Here is a 20,254-nt window from a genome sequence, read left to right on the forward strand (position 1 = left end):
GATGGCACATTGACGATACTTCCGGCTAAAGGGCAGGAAGAACCACTGAGTAGGCACATGACGTCGAATCTGACCGGAAAGCCAAGGTTGTTGTGGTTCGATCTGACTCACGATCGGTCCACAAAGGAACTCGCCATCCAGTTCGAGCAAGCCTGCCATTGCTCGCTGGCAACCAACGCCACGCTGCCGGGCGGAGAGCAGGTCGACATGATCTGCATTCATTTCGACCGGCCGGACACCCCGGGTCTGAGGCGGTTGCTGGAAATCAAGCGGGCCGTGCCTACCATCCCCATCACCATGTTCACCGTGCAGCACTCTGAAGAGCTGGCGGTCTGGGCCATGCGCTCCAATGTCTGGGAATACATGGTCCTGCCCCTTTCAGCCACCGAGAGAAAGCGCTACCTGACGGCGGTGCTGCAATTGTGCGAGTTGCGACGCAATACCGGCAGCCGGGGCAGGACGTCGCCGATCGACCACTCCCCCACCCTGCCGGAGAGCATCCGCCTGACCTCCAGCCACCAGAAACACCAGGCCCTCAACCACATCCTGTTGTACATCGATCAGCATTTTCGCGAGAGCATCGATCAGCGTGACCTGGCCAAGCGCTGCGGCATGACCACGTTTCGCTTCAGTCGTCTGTTCAAGGAGGCCAATGGGCTGGGCTTTACCGACTACGTACTGAACAAGCGCATGAGTTTTGCCAAGGAACTGCTCGATAACAGCGAGATGCCCATCACCAGCATCGGCTACGAAGCCGGTTTCAAGGATCCGTCCTACTTTGCCCGCGCCTTCAAGCAGTACGCCAACTGTACGCCCAGTGAATACCGCCTGGCGCGGCAGATGCGCACGACGGTTATCACGCCATCGGTACCGGAGGAAGAAGCAAGCACGAAAGCGCTTGAGAGCCTGGTGCACAGTCTGGAGGGCTGACGGGCGTCTTGATGCGATGGCTGGCGTTCAAGTCTCTCAAGGGGCGAGCTTTCTTCTCTCGATAGGAACTGACAAGACAATGCTGGTGCGCGTCTCTCCGTACCCGTTGATATTGGCAATGATCGCCTCGATCTCAGCCATCGATTTGGCATAGATCCTGATCAGGTAAGAGTCATTACCCGTGATATGCAGGCACTCCACGACCTCGGGAATGTCCTGGAGCGTCGCTATCAATTTGGCTTTCGCCGGCTTGAGGGTGGTGATGCCGACGACAGCCGAGATGCCGTACCCCAGCTTGGTGGGATCCAACTGAGCGCTATAGCCCTTGATGACCCCAGCGTCTTCCAGCTTGCGTAACCTGTCAGTCGTGGCAGGAATAGAAAGCCCCGCATGCTTGGAAAGTTCCGTGATGGAAATGCGGCCACAGTCCTGTACCTTCCCCAGGATTTTTATGTCTATACGATCCATGTGCGTTTCTCTCGGTAAGAACTTTAAAATTTAATGAAGAGCCCGCGTTTTTCATTAAAAAAATCATGCACCAAAATAAAGCAGAGCGCTAGCCTATTTCCTGCCTGAGAAGCCTTGAAAGAATCCGCGCAATCAATACCCCCTCCTCTTTAGCATGACGCACCGCATAATAAAATATTTCTCTCAACATGGTTTGATCCGCACGTCTTCCGCTTACTGACTACAACAAGATGACTGCCACTTATGGCGGCAGGATTGTTTCGCCTAGACTTTTTAGCGATGATGTTGTTGGCAACTTTCGCAATGAGGAAATGAGAGATGGACACTACAAGAAATGAAAACTTGCCCCCTGGAAAGCCCCCCGGCAAAACTGGAAGAACTACTCCACGGGGGAGCCGTAAAGTGTCATCTTTCGTCACGCAACTGTGTCATCCAGGATGGGTAAGTTGGATTTTTGCAAGGTTCGCGGAAACCGAGGCGGGCGGCTCGTTAAATTGAATTGCATGTGGTTCCTTTTCTGCGTGTAAGACAACACTCTGGGCCTTGAGCATGCATTCCCATCCGAAGGCGGTTCCCAACGAACCGTCACCTGGAATCAGCCGGCGGGAGGCTTCTTCATCAATGTGCAGACAGGCTGAGATGAACGAGTGCGCCCGGCACTTCAGGGTTACTGTATTCCCTACGTCCTTGTTCTCACTGACAAACGAAGCGGTCAATCAGGTCAGGTTGTCGTTCAGTAATGCCACAGCCGCACAAACCACACAGGCGATAGGTCGTTTCAAAGCCTACGTTGAGTCCAGGCTGGGTAAAGCTCCCTCCTGACTCCGAAGGGGAGCGAAGAAGGCATCGGCATCATTCACCGAAGGGGAAACCTTCTCAGGTTCCCGTGGCCAGCATGACGCCGGTTGCCACTTGGTACGCGCCTAACAGACTGATGGTTGCCCCGGAAAAGTAGTTGATCAATTTAATCTTTGACTGAGCGATCCTGGCCTTGAAGATGGAGGAGAAGCCGCTCAGTCCTAACCACCAGACGGCCGAGCCCAGAAATATGCCGGTCACCATGGACAGCACTGAGTGCTGACTGCCTTGTTCGCTGGCCATGCTATCGCTCAAGGCGGCAAATATCGCGATAAACGACAAAATGGTCATGGGGTTCGACAAGGTCAGGAACAGCGTGGTCGAATAAGCCTTGAACATGTTGGCGCGCTCGCCCCCCATGGCGGTCGCATTGCTGTTCGAGCGTATTGTCTGATAACCAATGTAGGCGAGGAACAGCCCTCCCAGAATACATAACCAGGGCTTGAAGCTGATGAGCGTCGCGATAATGGCGGTAATACCCAACGCCCCTATGAACCCATAGATTGAATCGGCAGTGGCGGCCCCTAACCCTGTCGCAAAACCGGCTCTCCAGCCAAGCATGAGACTCCTTTGTATACACAACAGCCCGATGGGCCCCACAGGGGCCGCAATGCACAGACCAATGACCATTGATTTAACGAAAATCAACATGGATGCACCTCCAGAATGGGTACTGGAAGGTTAGGAGAACGGCAATTTTTTAGAAATTAATTATTAATTTTCCGACATGCTTTTCCGTTAATTTTGCATGTAGTTCGCCAAACCTCCCTTCATTATTAAGGCGATAAGGCCCACGCCCTAAAACACATGCAAATTGTCCGTCTAAAGCACCTGGACCGGTCCGGCGCCGATTGAGATGGCTTTTTCACAGGCATAAAAAAACGCCGCTCAATGAGCGGCGTTTTTTTGAATTTGGAGCGGGAAACGAGACTCGAACTCGCGACCCCGACCTTGGCAAGGTCGTGCTCTACCAACTGAGCTATTCCCGCAAATGGCGTCCCCTAGGGGACTCGAACCCCTGTTACCGCCGTGAAAGGGCGGTGTCCTAGGCCACTAGACGAAGGGGACACGCTGCCCGGAACACATGGTGTGTGTCCCAGTGCCCAGATCTGAACCCGAAGGTATCGTTTCTGGTTTCACTCAACCCTGCTCGAAAGCAGGATTGTTTAAAATTGGAGCGGGAAACGAGACTCGAACTCGCGACCCCGACCTTGGCAAGGTCGTGCTCTACCAACTGAGCTATTCCCGCATTGGCGTCCCCTAGGGGACTCGAACCCCTGTTACCGCCGTGAAAGGGCGGTGTCCTAGGCCACTAGACGAAGGGGACACACGTATAACATTCACTGCTTATGGCGCTTGGCTGAGTGCTTTACGCTGTAAGTGGCGCGCATTCTATGGATGGATTGAGAGGTCGTCAACCCCCAGATATAAATTTATTTAAATCAATGACTTCGACCGGTTTGAGGAGCGATTCGCAGATTTTGCCTGTCCAGTCTCTGACGCCTATATTCTGTCGTCCGCCAAGACGATATAGTCGCGCCCAGCAAATAGTGGCAATGTGCATCTACGCTACCGTGCCTGGTCGTCCGTCTAATCTCGTCGTTCGGGCCTATGCGCTTAAAAGCCTAGCCACTACACTGATCTATGCGAATCCTATTAAAGAGGTCTTACCGGTGACACCACTCATGATCACCCTGCTCGTCGTAGCCGGGATCGCATTGTTGATCGCCATTGGCTATATGAACCATGTGGCGGAAAACAACAAGCTGGAAAAGGCCCGTACCAAGGTCGAACTCAACGACCGCCTGCGTCGTTGCGGCGAGCTCACCGAAACCTTCCCCGGCCAGTTTATGACCCCGGCCCTGAAGCTGCTGATCACCCGCCTTGAGATCAACGTCTGCCAGCGCTTGCTGGGCATGGAAAAGACCAATGCAGCGGTGAAGGCACGCCTGGACGAGTTGAACGCCCTGGCGGCCCAGGGCGAATCGATCCCGGTGAACAATCCCCCGGCTCCGATCCAGACCGAAGCCAAGGCCAAGGATGTGCGTTTCCTGCTTGAGGCCTTGCATGGCCAGATCACCCGCGCCGCCCAGGACGGTTTCCTGCCGCCCAACGAAGCCAAGCGCTGGATCCGCGAAGTACGGCACGTCCTGGTGCTGCTGCACATCGAGTTCTTCAACAACCTCGGCCAACAGGCCTTGCAACAGGAACAACCGGGGCAGGCTCGCCTGGCGTTCGAACGTGGCGTGCAATACCTGCGTAAACAGCAGGAACCACAGGTCTACGCCGAGCAGCTGGCTTACCTCGAGAAACTCCTGGCCCGCGTCAATGCCATGGTCCTGGCCAGCACCAAGGCGGCCGAAGGTGAGGTCAACCAGTTGACCGAAGGCTTGAAGGAAGACGAAATCAACGACGAGTGGAAGAAGAAGAAGGTTTACGACTGAGGCCTGCGTGGTGCAGGCAGAGGCTGATGCAGGAGCTGGCGAAGCCTGCGATCTTTTGATCCTGATCTTTCGCTCGCGACTCAATTGTCAGGGCAAAGATCGCAGCCTCGTTGCACTCGGCAGTTCCTACAACAGTCCGTGCTTGCTTCAAACTCCCACGCTTACAACCTGAAATGCCCCACCATCCCCTTCAGCTCGACGCCCAACTGTGCCAGCTCAATGCTGGACGCGGCGTTGCCTTGCATCGCCAGGGAGGACTGATCGGCACTGGCGCGGATGCTGGTGACGCTGCGGTTGATTTCTTCGGCGACCGAGCTCTGCTGTTCGGCTGCCGCGGCGATCTGCTGGTTCATCTGCTGGATCAGCGACACGGCTGCAGCAATGCTGCCCAAGGCACTTTCAGTCTGCAGGGCATCGCTGACCGCCATCTTCACCAGCTCACCGCTGCTCTGGATCTGTTGCACGGAAGTCTGGGCGGCTGAACGCAAGGCACTCACCAACCGCTCGATTTCTTCGGTGGATTGTTGTGTGCGCTTGGCCAGGGCACGCACTTCATCGGCCACCACCGCAAAGCCCCTGCCCTGTTCACCGGCGCGAGCTGCTTCAATGGCGGCGTTGAGCGCCAGCAGGTTGGTTTGCTCGGCGACGCTCTTGATCACACTCAATACCGTGCCGATGTTCTGGATTTCGGCACTGAGGCTTTCGATGCTGGAACTGGCCGATGTGGCCGAGTCGGCCAGTTGTTCGATACGCACCATGCTCTGGCGCACCACCTGTTGACCGCTTTCGACTTTGTCGTCGGCGGTCTGGGCAGCCTGGGCCGCTTCTTCGGCATTGCGCGCCACGTCGTGCACAGTGGCGGTCATCTGGTTCATGGCCGTGGCAACCTGTTCGGTTTCCTCCTTCTGGCTGCTGACTTCCAGGTTGGTCTGTTCGGTCACGGCCGATAACGACTGGGCGGAGTTGGCCAACTGCTCGATACCGGACTGCAACCCACTGACGATACTGCTCAGCCCGGCTCCCATCTGCTGCATCGCCAACATCAACTGCCCGATTTCATCCCGGCGCGTCACTTCCACCGTTGCACTCAAGTCCCCTCCGGCAATTTGCTGGGCGACACGAATGACACTGCGCAACGGCGCCACGATCAGTCGGGTAATGACCCAGGCCGCAATCAACCCCACCAGCAACGCGAGGGCCGACGAACCGACGATCAGCAACGAGTTCTTTTTCAACTCGGCCTGCATGGCCTTGTCTTCGGCGGCATAGGCCTGGTCAACCCGATCCACCACCTGGGCAGCCCGTTCGCGCAGCTGCCCGGAGATGACCTTCTCCTGGGCCAGCAGACCAGTATATTCAGCGAGTTTCTCGTTGAATCCGGCGATGTGCCCGGCCACTTCATTGATGACCGTCTGGTAGCCAGGATCCTTGATCGCGGTCTTGAGCACTTCGGCCTGCTTCATGGCCTGCTCGGCCTGTTCGATCTGGCCTTGTCCCGCTTCCTCACTGCCTTTGCGGGTCTGATCGAGGCGCACCCGCGCCTCATTCATGGCCACCAGCATCAAACGGGACACCTCACTGACCTGGTTGGCTTGTTCAACAAACTCGGCGCCTTCCTTGCCCTGGGTCTCTTTCAACGTGTAGGTGCCATCATCCGCCAACCCGGCCCGAAGCACATCGAGGTTGTTGGCGACGCTGGACACCGACCAACTGGCCATCTCCAGGGCCAGGTCCTTGCTCTGGCTCAATCCGACGAACTCATCGAACGCCTTGCGATAAGCCACCAAGGCTTGCTCCACATCGTTCATCACCGGCACGTTGGCAGCCGACTGCGCCTTGAGTTCATTGGCCTTGGCGATCAAGCTGTCCACGCCCTGGTGCAGGGCATCGACCGTCTTGGGATCGGAGCGCAACGCGTAGTCCTGTTCGAGCAGCCGAACCTTGAGTAGCTCGCTACTGAACGAGGACATCTGCTTCAAGCCATCGAAACGCTGACTGATGGTTTGCAACGACCAGACCCCAATGGCCGCCACAACTGCAGTGAGCAGCAGCACCATGACAAACCCGATCCCCAACTTCTTTGCCATACCCAGGTTGGCAAAACGTCTTTGCACGGCCGAAATCATTGCGCTCAGTCCTCTGCCAGTGTGTGTAATCGCAGATTCGCAACGAGACGCCCCATCGCACAAGATGCTGGCGTCGGAATAATGGCAAAAAGCTACGGCTTCGTCGTTTTCAGAACGCTCGAGGTCGATCCAGACCCGTGGCCCGGAAGAACGCCAGCGCCCTGGAATCCCGGGCATAGGCCACATTGATCCGTAGCCAGTCACTGTCAACACCCGACGGGCTGAACGCTGTACGCGAAGACAGCAGCACACCGAACCGTTTGGCCAGGCGTTGTAATCCAGCGTAGTCGCACCTGGGCGGACGTGCCCAGATGAACAGCCCTCCGGCCGGTTTGCCGAAAACGGTCCAGTCGGCATCCTCCAGTACCTGGAGCACCATTGCCATTTCGATACCCAGGCGTTGCCGCTGGCGCTGGACCAGCTTGCGATAGGCGCCGTTGGCCAACAGGCCGGCGACAACCGATTCGCAGAACCGCGACCCCCCCATGCTGGTAACCTCCTTGACCTTGCTCAAACGCTCGATGATCGCAGCGCCGGCCACCACGAAGCCGACCCGCAACGAACTGCTCAGGGTTTTCGAGAAACTGCCCACGTAAAGCACGTCGGCATCCAGCGCCGCCAACCGGGTCCGCGTCGTGCTCTGGAAGTCGGCATAGACGTCGTCCTCGATAACCAGCACGGCATGCTTGCGTGTCAGTTGCAGCAACTGCTGGGCCACGGCCGGCGCCAGGCAACTGCCGGTCGGGTTGTGACACGCGCTGTTGATGAACAAGGCGCTGGGCCGGTGAGTCGCCAACAACGCTTGCAACGCGTCGACATCCGGGCCCCGTGGTGTCCTCGGTAACTCGATCATGTCGATCCCATGGAGCCTGAGCAGCTCGAACAGCCTCGAATAGCCGGGGCTTTCCACCACCACGCAACATCCCGGCCGCAGCAGTGTCCGCACGATCAGGTCCAGGCCATGAGTCGCCCCCGTTGTGGTCAGGATAAGGTTTTCATCCACATTGATATTGAGCTGCTTCAGTCGCCTTGACAGTTGCTCACGCAAGGCAGGCAACCCCAGCGGCGTACTGTAGTTGAACAGTCCCGCCATGTCGGTGCGGGACACCTGCCGAATCGCATAGGCCAGGTCATCGCTCTCACGCCAACGTTCGGGTAATCCGCCACTGCCTAACTTCAGTTCCCACAGCCCGTTGTCGGCTGAATCGGCCCAGGCACGCTGCATGCCTCCCGGCAGCCCCTTGCCGGAGAGGTCGGGCCTGATCGAGGAAGGTGATGCAACAAAAAAACCCGAGCCATGGCGGGAGGCCAATATCCCTTGGGCGACCAGACGTTCACATGCTTCATTGACGCTGGACTGACTGAGCAGATTCTCCCGCGCCAATTGGCGGATGGAAGGCAGGCGCGTCCCCGGTTGCACCCCAGCCTGTCGAATCCAGCCGACCAGGGCGTCGACAATTTGCTGTACGACAGGCACAAGGGCCTGTCGGTCGATTCTCAACTCCATGAGTAACCAAGCTCCTAAGCGATTGTTTTATTTCCAGAAACAGTCGGTTTTCCATGGCAGTTAAGCACAGGGTGTTGCCGGACGATGTACGACAACGTCGCCAAATGGGCCGATTCTCACGCCTTGAAACACATTGACGGGCAGATCCAGGGAATTTCCGACCGCCCAAGAAAAAGCCCGCTACAGGAGCGGGCTTTTTCCTACAATCCACTCCCTTAGAAGGCCGTGACACCGCCGTCCACCGCCAGCGAATGCCCGGTGGTGAACGCCGCGCCATCGCTGCACAAGTACAGCACGGCGCTGGCAATTTCCTCGACCCTGCCGATACGTCCTACCGGGTGCATGGCGTTGGCGAATTCACCCTTCTTCGGATCAGACTCGTAGGCACGGCGGAACATGTCGGTGTCGATCACTGCCGGGCAGACTGCGTTCACGCGAATCTTCTTCTTGGCATATTCGATGGCGGCCGACTTGGTCAGGCCGATCACGGCATGCTTGGAGGCCGCATAAATGCTCATTTTCGGCGCCGCACCCAGGCCGGCCACCGAGGCGGTGTTGACGATGGCCCCGCCGCCCTGGGCCAGCAGCAGCGGCAACTGGTATTTCATGCACAGCCAGACACCTTTCACATTGACGCCCATGATCGCGTCGAACTCATCGAGGGTGCCGTCGGCCAGTTTGCCCTTCTCTATCTCGATCCCGGCATTGTTGAAGGCGTAATCGAGACGACCGTAGGTACCGATCACTTCATTCATCAGGTTCTGCACGTCGCTTTCCAGTGTCACGTTGCAGCGCACGAACACCGCCTCGCCGCCCGCCTCGCGAATCAACTGCACCGTGCCCTCGCCGCCCGCCACATCCAGGTCGGCCACCACGACCTTCAGGTCTTCTGCGGCGAACGCACGGGCCGTGGCGCGGCCGATGCCCGCAGCGGCACCGGTGACTACGGCGACTTGTCCAGAAAACGTCATGCTCATTGTCAGTTCCTTGAAGGATGCGGGGTTGCGCCAGTGTAGCCACAGCCAAGCATGGCGTAGCAGCACTATCCAGATGCCGGTTGAACATGCATGGACACCAGTGATAACAGCCCCGGCGGCATTATCACCGGGTTGTATCGGCCTGCATTCGCTACCCCGGCAAACCTTGCGACAATCACTTCGACGGGCTATCAACAAAGCTTAATTTCATCTTGAGTAACCACCATGACTGCCCAGACCAATCGCCAGTTCCTGCTCGCCAAACGCCCGGTGGGCGCCGCGACCCGCGAGACCTTCACTTATCAGCAAGTCCCGGTTGGCGAACCCGCGGCCGGTCAGATATTGGTGAAGAACGAGTACCTGTCCCTGGACCCGGCCATGCGCGGCTGGATGAACGAGGGCAAGTCCTATATCGCGCCCGTGGGCATCGGTGAAGTGATGCGTGCATTGGGTGTGGGCCAGGTGATTGCCTCGAACAACCCAGGGTTTGCGGTCGGGGACTACGTCAACGGTGCGCTAGGCGTGCAGGATTATTTCCTCGGTGAGCCAAGGGGTTTCTACAAGGTTGATCCGAAACTGGCGCCGCTGCCACGTTATCTGTCCGCCTTGGGCATGACCGGCATGACCGCTTACTTTGCGCTGCTGGACGTCGGCGCACCCAAGGCCGGTGAAACCGTGGTGCTGTCGGGTGCCGCCGGCGCGGTGGGCAGCATCGCCGGCCAGATTGCCAAGATCAAAGGCTGCCGCGTGGTGGGCATCGCCGGTGGGGCCGACAAATGCAAGTTCCTGATCGATGAGCTGGGCTTCGACGGTGCCATCGACTACAAGAGCGAAGACGTCCAGGCCGGCCTCAAACGCGAATGCCCCAAAGGTGTCGATGTGTATTTCGACAACGTCGGCGGCGACATCCTGGATGCCGTGCTCAGCCGCTTGAACCTCAAGGCCCGCGTGGTGATCTGTGGCGCCATCAGCCAGTACAACAACAAAGAAGCGGTGAAAGGCCCCGCCAATTACTTGTCCCTGCTGGTGAACCGGGCGCGCATGGAAGGCTTCGTAGTCATGGACTACGCCGCCCAGTTCGCAGCCGCCGGCCAGGAAATGGCCGGCTGGATGGCCAAGGGGCAGCTCAAGAGCAAGGAAGACATCGTCGAAGGACTGGAGACATTTCCCGAGACGCTGACCAAATTGTTCAGCGGGGAGAACTTCGGAAAACTTGTACTCAAGGTCTGACCGGTCACGATCCAAAAACCTGTGGGAGCGAGCCTGCTCGCGATAGCGGTCTGTCAGTTGACGGGGATGTCGACTGACACGGCCTCATCGCGAGCAGGCTCGCTCCCACATTGGTTTTCAGTGCGGGATCAGGCCAGTTCGGCCACGACCGCCGCCAGTGCCTTGGCCGGATCGGCCGCCTGGCTGATCGGACGGCCGATCACCAGATAATCGGAACCGGCGTCCAGTGCCTGGCGCGGGGTCAGGATACGGCGTTGATCATCCTGGGCGCTGCCCGCCGGACGAATACCCGGGGTGACCAACTGCAGCGACGGGTGCGCCGTCTTCAGGGCATTGGCTTCCAGGGCCGAGCAGACCAGACCGTCCATACCGGCCTTCTCGGCCAGCGCCGCCAGGCGCAACACTTGCTCCTGAGGCTCGATGTCGAGGCCGATCCCCGCCAGGTCCTCACGCTCCATGCTGGTCAGTACGGTCACGCCAATCAGCAAGGGCTTCGGGCCGCTGCGCTGATCCAGCACTTCCCGGCAGGCCGCCATCATGCGCAGGCCGCCGGAACAGTGCACATTGACCATCCACACGCCCATCTCCGCGGCAGCCTTGACGGCCATGGCGGTGGTGTTGGGGATATCGTGGAATTTCAGGTCGAGGAACACTTCGAACCCCTTGTCACGCAAGGTGCCGACAATCTCCGACGCGCAGCTGGTGAACAGTTCCTTGCCGACTTTGACCCGGCAGAGCTTGGGGTCCAACTGGTCGGCCAGCTTCAGGGCGGCGTCACGGGTAGGGAAATCCAGGGCGACGATGATAGGCGTCTGGCAGGCGGACATGAGCGGGCTCTCAGGCAAGTCGAAATCGGCGCGCATTGTAGCGGAACCAGCGCCCGTGCGGGACCCGATGATCGGTAAATCATCATTGCGTCCCACTCAGCATGGACAATAGAGGCCTTTGTGTCCAAGCCGATACATTCAAGACATCCGGGCAACACGCCGGCCAATTACCGTCCGCCGCAGCACTCCGTCCTTCCAGCCCTTCACGCCCTGCGGGCCGAAGCCTATGCTGGAGCCACAACCTCGCCGCCTTCTTTGTGGTTGGCAGCTTACCTGGCAGATGATCCACCCATGCAGAACACCCCTGTTGCAAATGCTGGCGGCCAACCGGCCTCAGGCGATGACAAGCGCTGGAGCATCCGCGCGCTGATCGTCGATGACGATGTGCCGATCCGCGAGCTGCTGATCGATTATCTGGCCCGTTTCAACATTCGCGCCAGCGGCGTCTCGGATGGCGCCGGCATGCGCCAGGCCATGCAGGCCGAGCATTTCGATGTGGTCGTGCTCGACCTGATGCTGCCGGGCGAAGACGGCTTGCAGCTGTGTCGCTGGTTGCGCGCCGAATCGGATATTCCGATCCTGATGCTCACCGCCCGCTGCGAACCCACTGACCGTATCATCGGCCTGGAATTGGGCGCCGACGACTACATGGCCAAGCCTTTCGAGCCCAGGGAGCTGGTGGCGCGGATCCAGACGATCCTGCGCCGGGTGCGCGACGACCGCACCGAACAGCGCGCCAACATCCGCTTCGATAACTGGCGACTCAACAGCGTGCTGCGCCAGTTGATCTCCGCCGACGGGCTGGTCGTGCCGTTGTCCAATGCCGAATTCCGGCTGCTGTGGGTGTTCATCGAACGACCACGTCGGGTGCTCAGCCGCGAACAACTGCTGGACGCTGCCCGTGGACGCTCCATCGAGGCGTTCGACCGCAGCATCGATCTGCTGGTCTCGCGCCTGCGCCAGAAACTGGGCGACGACCCCAAGGCCCCGCAGTTGATCAAGACCGTGCGTGGCGAAGGCTACCTGTTCGACGCAAGGGACATCGGCTGATGCGATTGCGCCTGGACTCCCTGTTCGGCCGCCTGTTTGGCGTGCTGTTGTTGGCAATCGTCCTGGCACATCTGTTGGCCTTTGCCTGGTTCATCCAGTACGACCAGCCGCCACCTCCCGGCCCACCTCCGGAGTTTTCCCGACACGCTGACGGACCACCACCTTTTGGACCACCACCTGATCATCGCCCCCGTCCCTGGTTCGGTGGCCCGGTGGTGCCGCTGACGTTCCAGTTCATATGCCTGATCATCGCGGCCTGGTATGGCGCCAAACTCCTGACCCGGCCGATCCAGCGCCTGAGCGATGCAGCCGAACGCCTGAGCGAGGACCTCGACAGCCCGCCGCTGGACGAAACCGGCCCCCGGGAAGCCTGGCAGGCGGCCCATACGTTCAACCTGATGCAAAAACGCATTCGTGAGCAGGTTCAGCAACGCTCACGCATGCTCGGAGCGGTATCCCACGATCTGCGCACCCCGCTGTCCCGACTGAAGCTGCGCCTGGAACAGATCGACGACATCAAGCTGCAAGGCCAGATGCGCCAGGACCTGGACGACATGATCGGCATGCTCGACGCTACCCTCACCTACCTGCACGAACAGCGCACCAGCGAAGCACTGCAATGGATGGACGTACAGGCCCTGGTGGAATCCCTGAGCGAAAATGCCCAGGATCAGGGCGCCGACGTGCAGTCCAGCGGTTCCTGCGCCCCCTTGCAGGTGCAACCCATGGCGTTGCGCTCGTGCATCAACAACCTCATGGACAATGCCTTGCGCTACGCCGGGCACGCATCGATCGCCCTGGAGGACCAGGGCTTCCAGGTGCTGATCCGGGTCATCGACCATGGCCCCGGTATAACCGAGGACAAACGCGAAGCGGTGTTCGAACCGTTCTATCGCCTGGAAGGTTCACGCAACCGCAACTCCGGCGGCGTCGGCCTGGGCATGACCATCGCCCGGGAAGCCGCGGAGCGCCTGGGTGGGCAACTGAGCCTGGAAGAAACGCCGGGCGGTGGGCTGACCGCCGTCATCCGTCTGCCGCGCGCTTGAGCGCTTCCCTACTTTCTCTGTGGGAGCGGGCTTGCCCGCTCCCACAAGGACCGCGTCTGGCCGGCATTTTTGTACCTCCTCCGGTACAAACCCCACATACCCACGACAACTGCCCCACCGAGGCTGCATGAGCCGGTCCATCCACCGGTTATGTCACCTCAAGGAGAGCGCCCATGATCGGCAGCGTCAGCAGTAGCAGCTACTCGACGTACACCAGCATCAACCGTACCGCGACCAACAGTGCCCGCGACCAACAGTTCCAAAAGGAACTGCTCGGCAAGCTCGACAGCGATGGCGACGGTAGCGTCACCGCCAGCGAACTGACCAGCGTCTTGCAGTCCAGCGACAGCTCCACCACTCAATCCAGCGTCAGCGAAGCACTGAACAGGATGATCACCAACCTCAGTCGGCAGTATTCGCTGGATGACGTGGCGAGCGTGGGGAAACATCTGAACGTGGCGACCTGATGCCCTAAGAGCCTGGACTCACAAGCGCCAGGCTCATTGATCAGTCCCACTTGTGGCGAGGGGATTCATCCCCGCCGGGCTGCGTAGCAGCCCCAAACTGCCTACATAGAAGCAATCTGAATACCGAGGCGCCAGCTTTTTAGGGCTGCTGCGCAGCCCAACGGGGATAAATCCCCTCGCCACAGATAAATCCCTCCACCACAAATAAATCTTTCACCACACTTAATTACCCATACCGAATCACCGCGCCTGGCTCTTGCTCCAATCCGTCAGCAGGCTGTACGCCACCGCCAGCAGCGTAGGGCCGATGAACAGGCCAATGAAACCGAAAGCGATCAACCCGCCGAAAACCCCCAGCAACACAATCACCAACGGCAGGTTTCCACCACGGCTGATCAAGTAGGGTTTGAGCACGTTGTCCACGCCGCTGATGATGAACGTGCCCCAGATGCCTAGGAACACTGCCATTCCGTATTCGCCCTTCCATACCAGCCAGGCCGTTGCAGGGATCCAGACCAGCGGCGGCCCCATGGGAATCAGGCTGAGCAGGAAGGTGGCGATACCCAGCACCAGTGCACCCGGTACCCCGGCGATCAGGAAGCCGATCAGTGCCAACAAGGCCTGGGCGGCCGCGGTGCCGATCACGCCGTTGACCACCCGTTGCACCGTACCAGCCACCAGTTCGATGTAGTAACCGGCACGGTCACCGATCAGGCGCTCGAGCAGTCCGTGGACAAAAGCCGCCAGGCGTGGACCGTCGCGATAGAAAAAGAACACGAACACGATGCTCAGCGTCAGCTCGAGCATGCCGCCGCCAATCTGCTTGCTGCGGGCCAGCAGCCAGTTGCCGACTTGTCCCAGGTAGGGCTTGATGGACACCATCATCGCCGCTCCCTGCTGGTCGACGCTGTTCCAGATAGCGACCAACCGCCCACCCACCAGCGGCAAGCCGCCCAGCCAGGCTGGGGCATCGGGCAGGCCATCGACCTGCACGTCCCTGATGAACGCCGTGGCATCGCGTACATGATCAGCCAGGTTGAAACCCAACCACACCAAGGGTACCGCCACCAACAGCATCCAGCCGACCGTCAGCACCGCCGCCGCGAGAGATTCGCGACCATTGACCCAGCGGGTCAGCAGGCGCATCAGCGGCCAACTGGCGAAGGCCAGCACCGCCCCCCAGAACAGTGCCGACCAGAACGGCGCCATGACCCACAGGCTTGCACCGAACAACACCAGGAGCAGGATCTGCACCAACAGCCGATCGTTATTGAGCATGAAAGGTCTCGAAGAATGAACAGGACCGGGGCAGCGGTACAAGGTCCGCTGTCCGGCACAGATTAGCGCAGCAACTCAAGGTGAAGGCCCGGAGTATTGCCATCTCCGGCTGCCTCCATCCGCGCCTCACGAACACCCTGATCCGACAGCGCCTGGCGCCAGGCCTCGGCCTTGGGGCCGGCGAGGCTGACCCGCAGGCCGGTGTCCAGGTTCAGCGCCCGGGCCAGCAGGCGCAACCAGGTCTCGTCCGGTTCACCGGCAAGACGTGGCAAATCCAGCACGCCGGTGTCCTTGAGCTGGCGCAGCAGCGTGGCGGAGGTTGGCAACAAGTCCCCCAAAGGAGTGCTCGCCTCGAACTGCTCGACATGCAGGTAGGCCTTGCGGTTGCCGCGGGTGATGCCGTAGAGCGCAATCAATGTGTTGTCCGTCGGCGGCGCCAGGCGTAGCAACAGATACGCCTGGCCATTGTCGGCACCGTAGAGCTTGGCGTTGCCAAACACTTCGTTGGCCCAGAGGCTGCTTTCGCCACAATCACGGGCCTGGCACCAGAACAACAGCTCGGCACCTTGCTGCTGCAAGGCTTCGCGAGCGGCGGTAAAGGCCTGGGTGGCGGAATGTTCCGGAGGTAGCTCATAAGTCACCGACGTGACGACACCACGGCCATCGACCTGTCCGTCGAAACGCAGCTGGCCGCTGATCTTGCGAATCGAGCCCAGGGGGTAGATGCGCTCGACGTCGCTGGTTTGCCGATAATCGACAATCTGCGCGTCGGGCAGACGGGGCACGCGCTCCAGGTCCCGGCTGCCGGGCACATCGGCGGCGAATGACGCCGGACTGACACAAGCCAGCGCCAACAAGGTGAGTGAATGAACGAATGATTTCATCGGATCGACTTGGCCTGGCGCCCGCGGACGAAACCGGCGTCGTCCCTGCGCCGCAAGGCGGGTAAACAAAGCTCTGTCATGGTGGTCTCCCTTTCAACCCGCCCAGCCTCGACAGTTGCCCGACGCAAGTCAAGAAGTGCTGAAGAACCGATTGAAACAGTCTGCTACAAGCACGGCACCGGTTTCGTCGTTCAGATGCAAATGATGGCCGCCGGGCAATTGTTCATGACTGAAGGGTAGACGCTCCAGCAATTGGGTGTGCCGGGCCAGCATGCCCTCGGCCGCCACGATCAGATGGGCGGGACAACCGACCCGCGCCACGAAGGCCATGGCCTGCTCGTCGGTCAGGCGCAGGGGCGATGGCAGGGTCAGGCGGTTGTCGGTGCGCCAGGTATAACCTCCCGGCACCGGCATCAGGCCTCGCTGGGCGAGCAGTTCGGCAGCCTCGCGGCTGACCGCCACCAACCCTTTCATGCGGGCTTCGATGGCCCGGTCGAGAGTTTTATAGACCGGTTTGGTTTTTTTCTGCAGATCCAGTTGTGCCTGGAGTGCCATGCCCATGCGTTCGGCCGCGTTGTCGCTCTGGGCAGTCGGCGGAATGATGCCGTCGATCAGCCCCAGGTGTGTGACCCGTTCCGGCAGGGACCCGGCCAACACCAGCGATACGATGGCGCCCAGGGAATGCCCCAACAGGGCGAAACGTTGCAGACCCAGTTGTTCGGCCACCTGCAGCACATCATGGGCATAGTCCCATAGCGCGTAGCCGGCACCGGGCGGTCGATGCCCCGAATGACCATGCCCGGCCATGTCCAGGGCAATGATCCGCAAGCCTTCGAGCCGGGGGGCCAGACGGGCGAAACTGTTGGCATTGTCCAGCCAGCCATGCAAGGCGATCACCGGGCGGCCATCCTCCGGTCCGAACAGGTGGGCAGCCAGTTCGATGTGAGGCAGGCTCAGGCGAACTTCTTCAACTCCGTTCATGCGCTACGCCCCTGCCAACGCTGGAACAACCCCTTGAGCAGATCCGCCGTATCCAGCGGATGCTCCAGGGGAAACATATGACCGCCGGGCATGCTCAGGGACTCGCCCAAGGGCATGCTGCCTACCGAACGGGTGTGGTGACGCATCACCACGCGACTTTGCCGACCACGCACCACCGCCAAGGGTATCTTGAGCGTGCGGGCCCGACCGGGACTGGTGTGCGGCACACCGCGGTAAATGCTGATTTCCGTGGCCGGATCGAAGCGCAGCCGCAGGCGATCACCGACTTGCTGCAGGCCATGTTGCAGGTAGGCGTCGAAGCAATCCGGGTCGAAACCGCGAAACAGCGTCTTGCCGGAAAAATACTGCCGGGCCGCTTCCAGGTTGGCGAACTCCTCGCGTCGGCCCAAGGTCCGTCCGGCCGGGGTCAGGCGGTCGATGAAGCCCAGCCGCTTGGCAGCCAGGATCACCCAGCGATCCGTGCGGGTCAGGACTGGCGAATCGAGCATGACCACGCCACGGTACAACCGAGGGCAGCGCAATGCCGCGTGCAGGTGAAGTACACCGCCCAGCGAATGACCGACACCCCAGACCGGTTCCGGCTGTTGCTCCAGGTGATGGATCAACTCGTCCACCAGGTTGTGCCAGTTATCGTCCACCGGGAAACGCGGGTCATGGCCATGCAGCTCCAGATGCGCGACCTGATACTGCGGCGCCAGCGCGGCAAACAGCTTGCCGTAGGTGGCCGAGGGAAAACCATTGGCGTGGGCGAAAAACACCTGTTGCGACATGACAACCGATCCATTGGGGGAACTGGGGCAGATTGTCCGCAGAAGCCGATGGCGCGGCAATGACCGTAACTGACAGGAATGATGACAGTCTGGCTTGGGCTATGGCGTTATGGCTGGCCAGCCGCAAATTTTGTGGCAACGACACCTGTAGGAGCAAAGCTTGCTCGCGACGCAGACGCCGCCATTTCTGAAAGACTGCGTTGGCTTTATCGCGGGCAAGCCTTGCTCCCACAAATCCCTTCGCTACAAAGACAGTCTGGCTTGGGCTATGGCGTTATGGCTGGCCAGCCGCAAATTTTGTGGCAACGACACCTGTAGGAGCAAAGCTTGCTCGCGACGCAGACGCCGCCATTTCTGAAAGACTGCGTTGGCTTTATCGCGGGCAAGCCTTGCTCCCACAAATCCCTTCGCTACAAAGACAGTCTGGCTTGGGCTATGGCGTTATGGCTGGCCAGCCGCAAATTTTGTGGCAACGACACCTGTAGGAGCAAAGCTTGCTCGCGACGCAGACGCCGCCATTTCTGAAAGACTGCGTTGGCTTTATCGCGGGCAAGCCTTGCTCCCACAAATCCCTTCGCTACAAAGACAGTCTGGCTTGGGCTATGGCGTTATGGCTGGCCAGCCGCAAATTTTGTGGCAACGACACCTGTAGGAGCAAAGCTTGCTCGCGACGCAGACGCCGCCATTTCTGAAAGACTGCGTTGGCTTTATCGCGGGCAAGCCTTGCTCCCACAAATCCCTTCGCTACAAAGACAGTCTGGCTTGGGCTATGGCGTTATGGCTGGCCAGCCGCAAATTTTGTGGCAACGACACCTGTGGGAGCAAAGCTTGCTCGCGACGCAGACGCCGCCAATTCTGAAAGACTGCGTTGGCTTTATCGCGGGCAAGCCCTGCTCCCACAAATCCCCTCGCTACGAAGGATCTGTGGAATCAGCGCGCCGGCGGTTGCTCGCCCAGCGGCACCACCGCCATGGTCAGGCGCGACACACAGTTGACCTTGCCCTCGTCGTTGCTCAGGCGAATATCCCAGACTTGGGTAGTACGACCCAGATGAATCATCCTGGCCGTGGCAGTCACCCGCCCACTGCGAACACCGCGCAGGTGGTTGGCATTGATTTCCAGACCCACGCAATAAAACTTGCTGGTGTCCACGCACAGGTAGGCGGCCATGGAGCCGACCGTTTCGGCCAGGACCACCGAAGCGCCGCCATGCAACAGACCGAACGGCTGGTGGGTTCGGTGATCGACCACCATGCTGGCGGTCAGGGACTCGTCGTCGAAGGACTCGAAACGAATGTCCAGCACCTCGCTGATGGTGTTTCTAGCAGCAGCGTTCAGTTGTTCAATGTTGGGGGTGGTGCGCCACAGACTCATCGTTGCCCTTCCTTATGTTTATGTGCAAACAAGGCATCAATGCCAACCAATCAAGGATCAAGCGATATCTCTGCGGGAGCGAGCCTGCTCGCGACAGCGGTGGATCAATCAGCAGGCACGTTGACTGACACACCGCCGTCGCGAGCAGGCTGGCTCCCACAAGTCGTGCGGCTTGCTTGACTGAAGGCAAGGCCCGGTCTTTTTCATGGATGCCGGATGCCCTTGAGTCGCATCGCCCCGGCCAATGGCAGGTCACCTTCCAGCTCAGCCAGGCCGGCCGTTTTCACTTGCTCGGGTTGTTGCAGGTGACCATGTTGCGCAAAGCCCAACAGGCTACCCACCAGCGGGTTATGACTGACGAGCAGCACATCATTCCGATCCGCGAGATGTTCAAGGACGGTTTGTGGCCGGGTTTCCGGCTTGAGCCAGTCGACCGTGATCAACTCAGGTTCGAAGCCCAACGCCTCGCGCACCAGTTGCGCAGTTTGCTGGGCGCGCAGATAGGGGCTGGCATAAATGGCGGTCAGCGGTCGGCCGATCAGTTCGGCGGCACTGCGCAGGACTTCTTCACGCCCGTGAACCGTCAAGGCCCGTTCGGGATCGGGGCGGGCGCCGTATGGCTCGGCTTCACCATGGCGCAGCACCCACACGTTCATAGCTTGGGCTCCTCATCCTGCACAGGATGCGAAGCCGGCGGCACGACGTGGGGCGCTTCGCCTTCCGGCGGACGTGGACTCGGCCAATCAGCGAACGGCCAGGGCTTCTGGTCGCTGTGAAAGGTGCCGAAACGGCCGATCTGGGCCAGGAACCGGCTCAGGCTGTCGCCGAAACTCATCAGACTTGCATTGGGTGCGCCATAGATCAATCGATAGATCAATTGCACCAGTACCACGGCGCCGAGGATGAATTGCGCCACTTGCCAGACCAGCAGGTAGACCACCATCCACAGCACCCGCAACAGGATGGACTCGTATCGGGCCTGCCCTTTCGGATCATTCATAGCTCACTCCTGCTTG

Annotated in this window: 19 protein-coding genes, 4 tRNA genes and 1 pseudogene; 6 read left to right on the forward strand and 18 right to left on the reverse strand. The window is 59.8% G+C overall.

Features of this window, described 5'->3' with window-relative positions; all coding sequences use genetic code 11:
- The first annotated feature begins 57 nt into the window (after window positions 1–57).
- Window positions 58–930, forward strand: coding sequence for a response regulator transcription factor (locus QZH45_RS22065; protein ID WP_055136217.1), 873 nt, complete (start codon window positions 58–60; stop codon window positions 928–930).
- Between the two features lie 36 nt (window positions 931–966).
- On the opposite strand, the gene QZH45_RS22070 is transcribed toward QZH45_RS22065, so the two are convergent.
- The 6 genes from QZH45_RS22070 to QZH45_RS22095 all read right to left on the reverse strand — a co-directional run bounded on the left by QZH45_RS22070 (window position 967) and on the right by QZH45_RS22095 (window position 3,583).
- Complete coding sequence (locus tag QZH45_RS22070) at window positions 967–1,398, reverse strand: Lrp/AsnC family transcriptional regulator (RefSeq protein WP_024776947.1); 432 nt, start codon at window positions 1,396–1,398, stop codon at window positions 967–969.
- A gap of 876 nt (window positions 1,399–2,274) precedes the next feature.
- Window positions 2,275–2,907: a LysE family translocator gene (locus QZH45_RS22075; RefSeq protein WP_024776948.1), complete on the reverse strand. Its 633-nt coding sequence runs from the start codon at window positions 2,905–2,907 to the stop codon at window positions 2,275–2,277.
- A 262-nt stretch (window positions 2,908–3,169) separates the two neighbouring features.
- Window positions 3,170–3,245: transfer RNA gene (locus QZH45_RS22080), tRNA-Gly, on the reverse strand.
- Window positions 3,246–3,248: 3 nt separating this feature from the next.
- Window positions 3,249–3,324: transfer RNA gene (locus tag QZH45_RS22085), tRNA-Glu, on the reverse strand.
- A gap of 105 nt (window positions 3,325–3,429) precedes the next feature.
- Window positions 3,430–3,505: transfer RNA gene (locus tag QZH45_RS22090), tRNA-Gly, on the reverse strand.
- 2 nt (window positions 3,506–3,507) lie between these two features.
- Window positions 3,508–3,583: transfer RNA gene (locus QZH45_RS22095), tRNA-Glu, on the reverse strand.
- 358 nt (window positions 3,584–3,941) lie between these two features.
- On the opposite strand from QZH45_RS22095, the gene QZH45_RS22100 reads away from it, so the two are divergent.
- Window positions 3,942–4,700 carry a hypothetical protein gene (locus tag QZH45_RS22100; RefSeq protein ID WP_033034137.1) on the forward strand — a complete coding sequence of 253 codons (759 nt, stop codon included), beginning with the start codon at window positions 3,942–3,944 and terminating at the stop codon, window positions 4,698–4,700.
- A 161-nt stretch (window positions 4,701–4,861) separates the two neighbouring features.
- Here QZH45_RS22100 and QZH45_RS22105 read toward each other — a convergent pair whose 3' ends face one another.
- From QZH45_RS22105 to QZH45_RS22120, 4 genes and pseudogenes are all read right to left on the reverse strand, one after another.
- Complete coding sequence (locus tag QZH45_RS22105; protein ID WP_392396974.1) at window positions 4,862–5,743, reverse strand: methyl-accepting chemotaxis protein; 882 nt, start codon at window positions 5,741–5,743, stop codon at window positions 4,862–4,864.
- Window positions 5,744–5,770: 27 nt separating this feature from the next.
- Window positions 5,771–7,012, reverse strand: a pseudogene (locus tag QZH45_RS22110) (methyl-accepting chemotaxis protein); the annotation flags it as partial.
- Window positions 6,936–8,333, reverse strand: a complete 1,398-nt coding sequence (locus tag QZH45_RS22115; protein WP_053190704.1) for a PLP-dependent aminotransferase family protein — start codon at window positions 8,331–8,333, stop codon at window positions 6,936–6,938. The pseudogene QZH45_RS22110 and the gene QZH45_RS22115, both read right to left, overlap by 77 nt.
- A 215-nt stretch (window positions 8,334–8,548) precedes the next feature.
- The gene (locus QZH45_RS22120) at window positions 8,549–9,310 is read right to left on the reverse strand and encodes an SDR family oxidoreductase (protein WP_024776952.1); all 762 of its coding nucleotides are present in this window, start codon (window positions 9,308–9,310) and stop codon (window positions 8,549–8,551) included.
- Between the two features lie 225 nt (window positions 9,311–9,535).
- Here QZH45_RS22120 and QZH45_RS22125 point away from each other — a divergent pair, with 225 nt between their 5' ends.
- Entirely contained in the window at window positions 9,536–10,540 is a 1,005-nt protein-coding gene (locus QZH45_RS22125) for an NADP-dependent oxidoreductase (protein ID WP_024776953.1), read from the forward strand.
- A gap of 128 nt (window positions 10,541–10,668) precedes the next feature.
- Here the strand turns inward: QZH45_RS22125 and pyrF are convergent, their stop codons facing one another.
- Window positions 10,669–11,367 (reverse strand): orotidine-5'-phosphate decarboxylase, encoded by a 699-nt coding sequence (pyrF, locus tag QZH45_RS22130; protein ID WP_047699017.1) that lies wholly within the window; start codon window positions 11,365–11,367, stop codon window positions 10,669–10,671.
- Between the two features lie 291 nt (window positions 11,368–11,658).
- Between pyrF and QZH45_RS22135 the strand changes: the two genes are divergently transcribed.
- From QZH45_RS22135 to QZH45_RS22145, 3 genes are all read left to right on the forward strand, one after another.
- The gene (locus QZH45_RS22135) at window positions 11,659–12,417 is read left to right on the forward strand and encodes a response regulator (protein WP_024776955.1); all 759 of its coding nucleotides are present in this window, start codon (window positions 11,659–11,661) and stop codon (window positions 12,415–12,417) included.
- Window positions 12,417–13,463: a sensor histidine kinase gene (locus QZH45_RS22140; RefSeq protein ID WP_024776956.1), complete on the forward strand. Its 1,047-nt coding sequence runs from the start codon at window positions 12,417–12,419 to the stop codon at window positions 13,461–13,463. The genes QZH45_RS22135 and QZH45_RS22140 overlap by 1 nt, the downstream gene beginning before the upstream one ends.
- Window positions 13,464–13,636: 173 nt before the next feature.
- On the forward strand, window positions 13,637–13,930 hold the full coding sequence (locus QZH45_RS22145) for a hypothetical protein (protein ID WP_024776957.1): 294 nt from the start codon (window positions 13,637–13,639) through the stop codon (window positions 13,928–13,930).
- A 240-nt stretch (window positions 13,931–14,170) separates the two neighbouring features.
- Here the strand turns inward: QZH45_RS22145 and QZH45_RS22150 are convergent, their stop codons facing one another.
- The 7 genes from QZH45_RS22150 to QZH45_RS22180 form a co-directional block, all read right to left on the reverse strand.
- The gene (locus tag QZH45_RS22150; RefSeq protein WP_024776958.1) at window positions 14,171–15,208 is read right to left on the reverse strand and encodes an AI-2E family transporter; all 1,038 of its coding nucleotides are present in this window, start codon (window positions 15,206–15,208) and stop codon (window positions 14,171–14,173) included.
- A gap of 62 nt (window positions 15,209–15,270) precedes the next feature.
- Window positions 15,271–16,092: a DUF4892 domain-containing protein gene (locus tag QZH45_RS22155; protein ID WP_024776959.1), complete on the reverse strand. Its 822-nt coding sequence runs from the start codon at window positions 16,090–16,092 to the stop codon at window positions 15,271–15,273.
- Window positions 16,093–16,221: 129 nt separating this feature from the next.
- Window positions 16,222–17,073, reverse strand: coding sequence for an alpha/beta fold hydrolase (locus QZH45_RS22160; protein ID WP_024776960.1), 852 nt, complete (start codon window positions 17,071–17,073; stop codon window positions 16,222–16,224).
- Window positions 17,070–17,864 carry an alpha/beta fold hydrolase gene (locus QZH45_RS22165; RefSeq protein ID WP_024776961.1) on the reverse strand — a complete coding sequence of 265 codons (795 nt, stop codon included), beginning with the start codon at window positions 17,862–17,864 and terminating at the stop codon, window positions 17,070–17,072. The genes QZH45_RS22160 and QZH45_RS22165 overlap by 4 nt, the downstream gene beginning before the upstream one ends.
- Window positions 17,865–18,794: 930 nt before the next feature.
- On the reverse strand, window positions 18,795–19,238 hold the full coding sequence (locus QZH45_RS22170) for a hotdog fold thioesterase (RefSeq protein WP_024780596.1): 444 nt from the start codon (window positions 19,236–19,238) through the stop codon (window positions 18,795–18,797).
- A gap of 203 nt (window positions 19,239–19,441) precedes the next feature.
- A complete protein-coding gene (sixA, locus tag QZH45_RS22175) occupies window positions 19,442–19,894 on the reverse strand; it encodes a phosphohistidine phosphatase SixA (RefSeq protein WP_024780597.1) in 453 nt (150 codons plus the stop codon).
- Complete coding sequence (locus QZH45_RS22180; protein ID WP_024780598.1) at window positions 19,891–20,238, reverse strand: DUF4389 domain-containing protein; 348 nt, start codon at window positions 20,236–20,238, stop codon at window positions 19,891–19,893. The genes sixA and QZH45_RS22180 overlap by 4 nt, the downstream gene beginning before the upstream one ends.
- Between the last annotated feature and the right edge of the window lie 16 nt (window positions 20,239–20,254).

It is taken from the genome of Pseudomonas corrugata (genome assembly GCF_050920615.1).
Lineage (GTDB): Bacteria > Pseudomonadota > Gammaproteobacteria > Pseudomonadales > Pseudomonadaceae > Aquipseudomonas > Aquipseudomonas corrugata.

Coding starts and splice junctions, on each gene's coding strand:
- QZH45_RS22065 (WP_055136217.1), top strand. CDS start 58: ATGACGTCGAATCTGACCGGAAAGCCAAGGTTGTTGTGGTTCGATCTG.
- QZH45_RS22070 (WP_024776947.1), bottom strand. CDS start 1,398: ATGGATCGTATAGACATAAAAATCCTGGGGAAGGTACAGGACTGTGGC.
- QZH45_RS22075 (WP_024776948.1), bottom strand. CDS start 2,907: ATGTTGATTTTCGTTAAATCAATGGTCATTGGTCTGTGCATTGCGGCC.
- QZH45_RS22100 (WP_033034137.1), top strand. CDS start 3,942: ATGATCACCCTGCTCGTCGTAGCCGGGATCGCATTGTTGATCGCCATT.
- QZH45_RS22105 (WP_392396974.1), bottom strand. CDS start 5,743: ATGTTGGCGATGCAGCAGATGGGAGCCGGGCTGAGCAGTATCGTCAGT.
- QZH45_RS22115 (WP_053190704.1), bottom strand. CDS start 8,333: ATGGAGTTGAGAATCGACCGACAGGCCCTTGTGCCTGTCGTACAGCAA.
- QZH45_RS22120 (WP_024776952.1), bottom strand. CDS start 9,310: ATGAGCATGACGTTTTCTGGACAAGTCGCCGTAGTCACCGGTGCCGCT.
- QZH45_RS22125 (WP_024776953.1), top strand. CDS start 9,536: ATGACTGCCCAGACCAATCGCCAGTTCCTGCTCGCCAAACGCCCGGTG.
- pyrF (WP_047699017.1), bottom strand. CDS start 11,367: ATGTCCGCCTGCCAGACGCCTATCATCGTCGCCCTGGATTTCCCTACC.
- QZH45_RS22135 (WP_024776955.1), top strand. CDS start 11,659: ATGCAGAACACCCCTGTTGCAAATGCTGGCGGCCAACCGGCCTCAGGC.
- QZH45_RS22140 (WP_024776956.1), top strand. CDS start 12,417: ATGCGATTGCGCCTGGACTCCCTGTTCGGCCGCCTGTTTGGCGTGCTG.
- QZH45_RS22145 (WP_024776957.1), top strand. CDS start 13,637: ATGATCGGCAGCGTCAGCAGTAGCAGCTACTCGACGTACACCAGCATC.
- QZH45_RS22150 (WP_024776958.1), bottom strand. CDS start 15,208: ATGCTCAATAACGATCGGCTGTTGGTGCAGATCCTGCTCCTGGTGTTG.
- QZH45_RS22155 (WP_024776959.1), bottom strand. CDS start 16,092: ATGAAATCATTCGTTCATTCACTCACCTTGTTGGCGCTGGCTTGTGTC.
- QZH45_RS22160 (WP_024776960.1), bottom strand. CDS start 17,073: ATGAACGGAGTTGAAGAAGTTCGCCTGAGCCTGCCTCACATCGAACTG.
- QZH45_RS22165 (WP_024776961.1), bottom strand. CDS start 17,864: ATGTCGCAACAGGTGTTTTTCGCCCACGCCAATGGTTTTCCCTCGGCC.
- QZH45_RS22170 (WP_024780596.1), bottom strand. CDS start 19,238: ATGAGTCTGTGGCGCACCACCCCCAACATTGAACAACTGAACGCTGCT.
- sixA (WP_024780597.1), bottom strand. CDS start 19,894: ATGAACGTGTGGGTGCTGCGCCATGGTGAAGCCGAGCCATACGGCGCC.
- QZH45_RS22180 (WP_024780598.1), bottom strand. CDS start 20,238: ATGAATGATCCGAAAGGGCAGGCCCGATACGAGTCCATCCTGTTGCGG.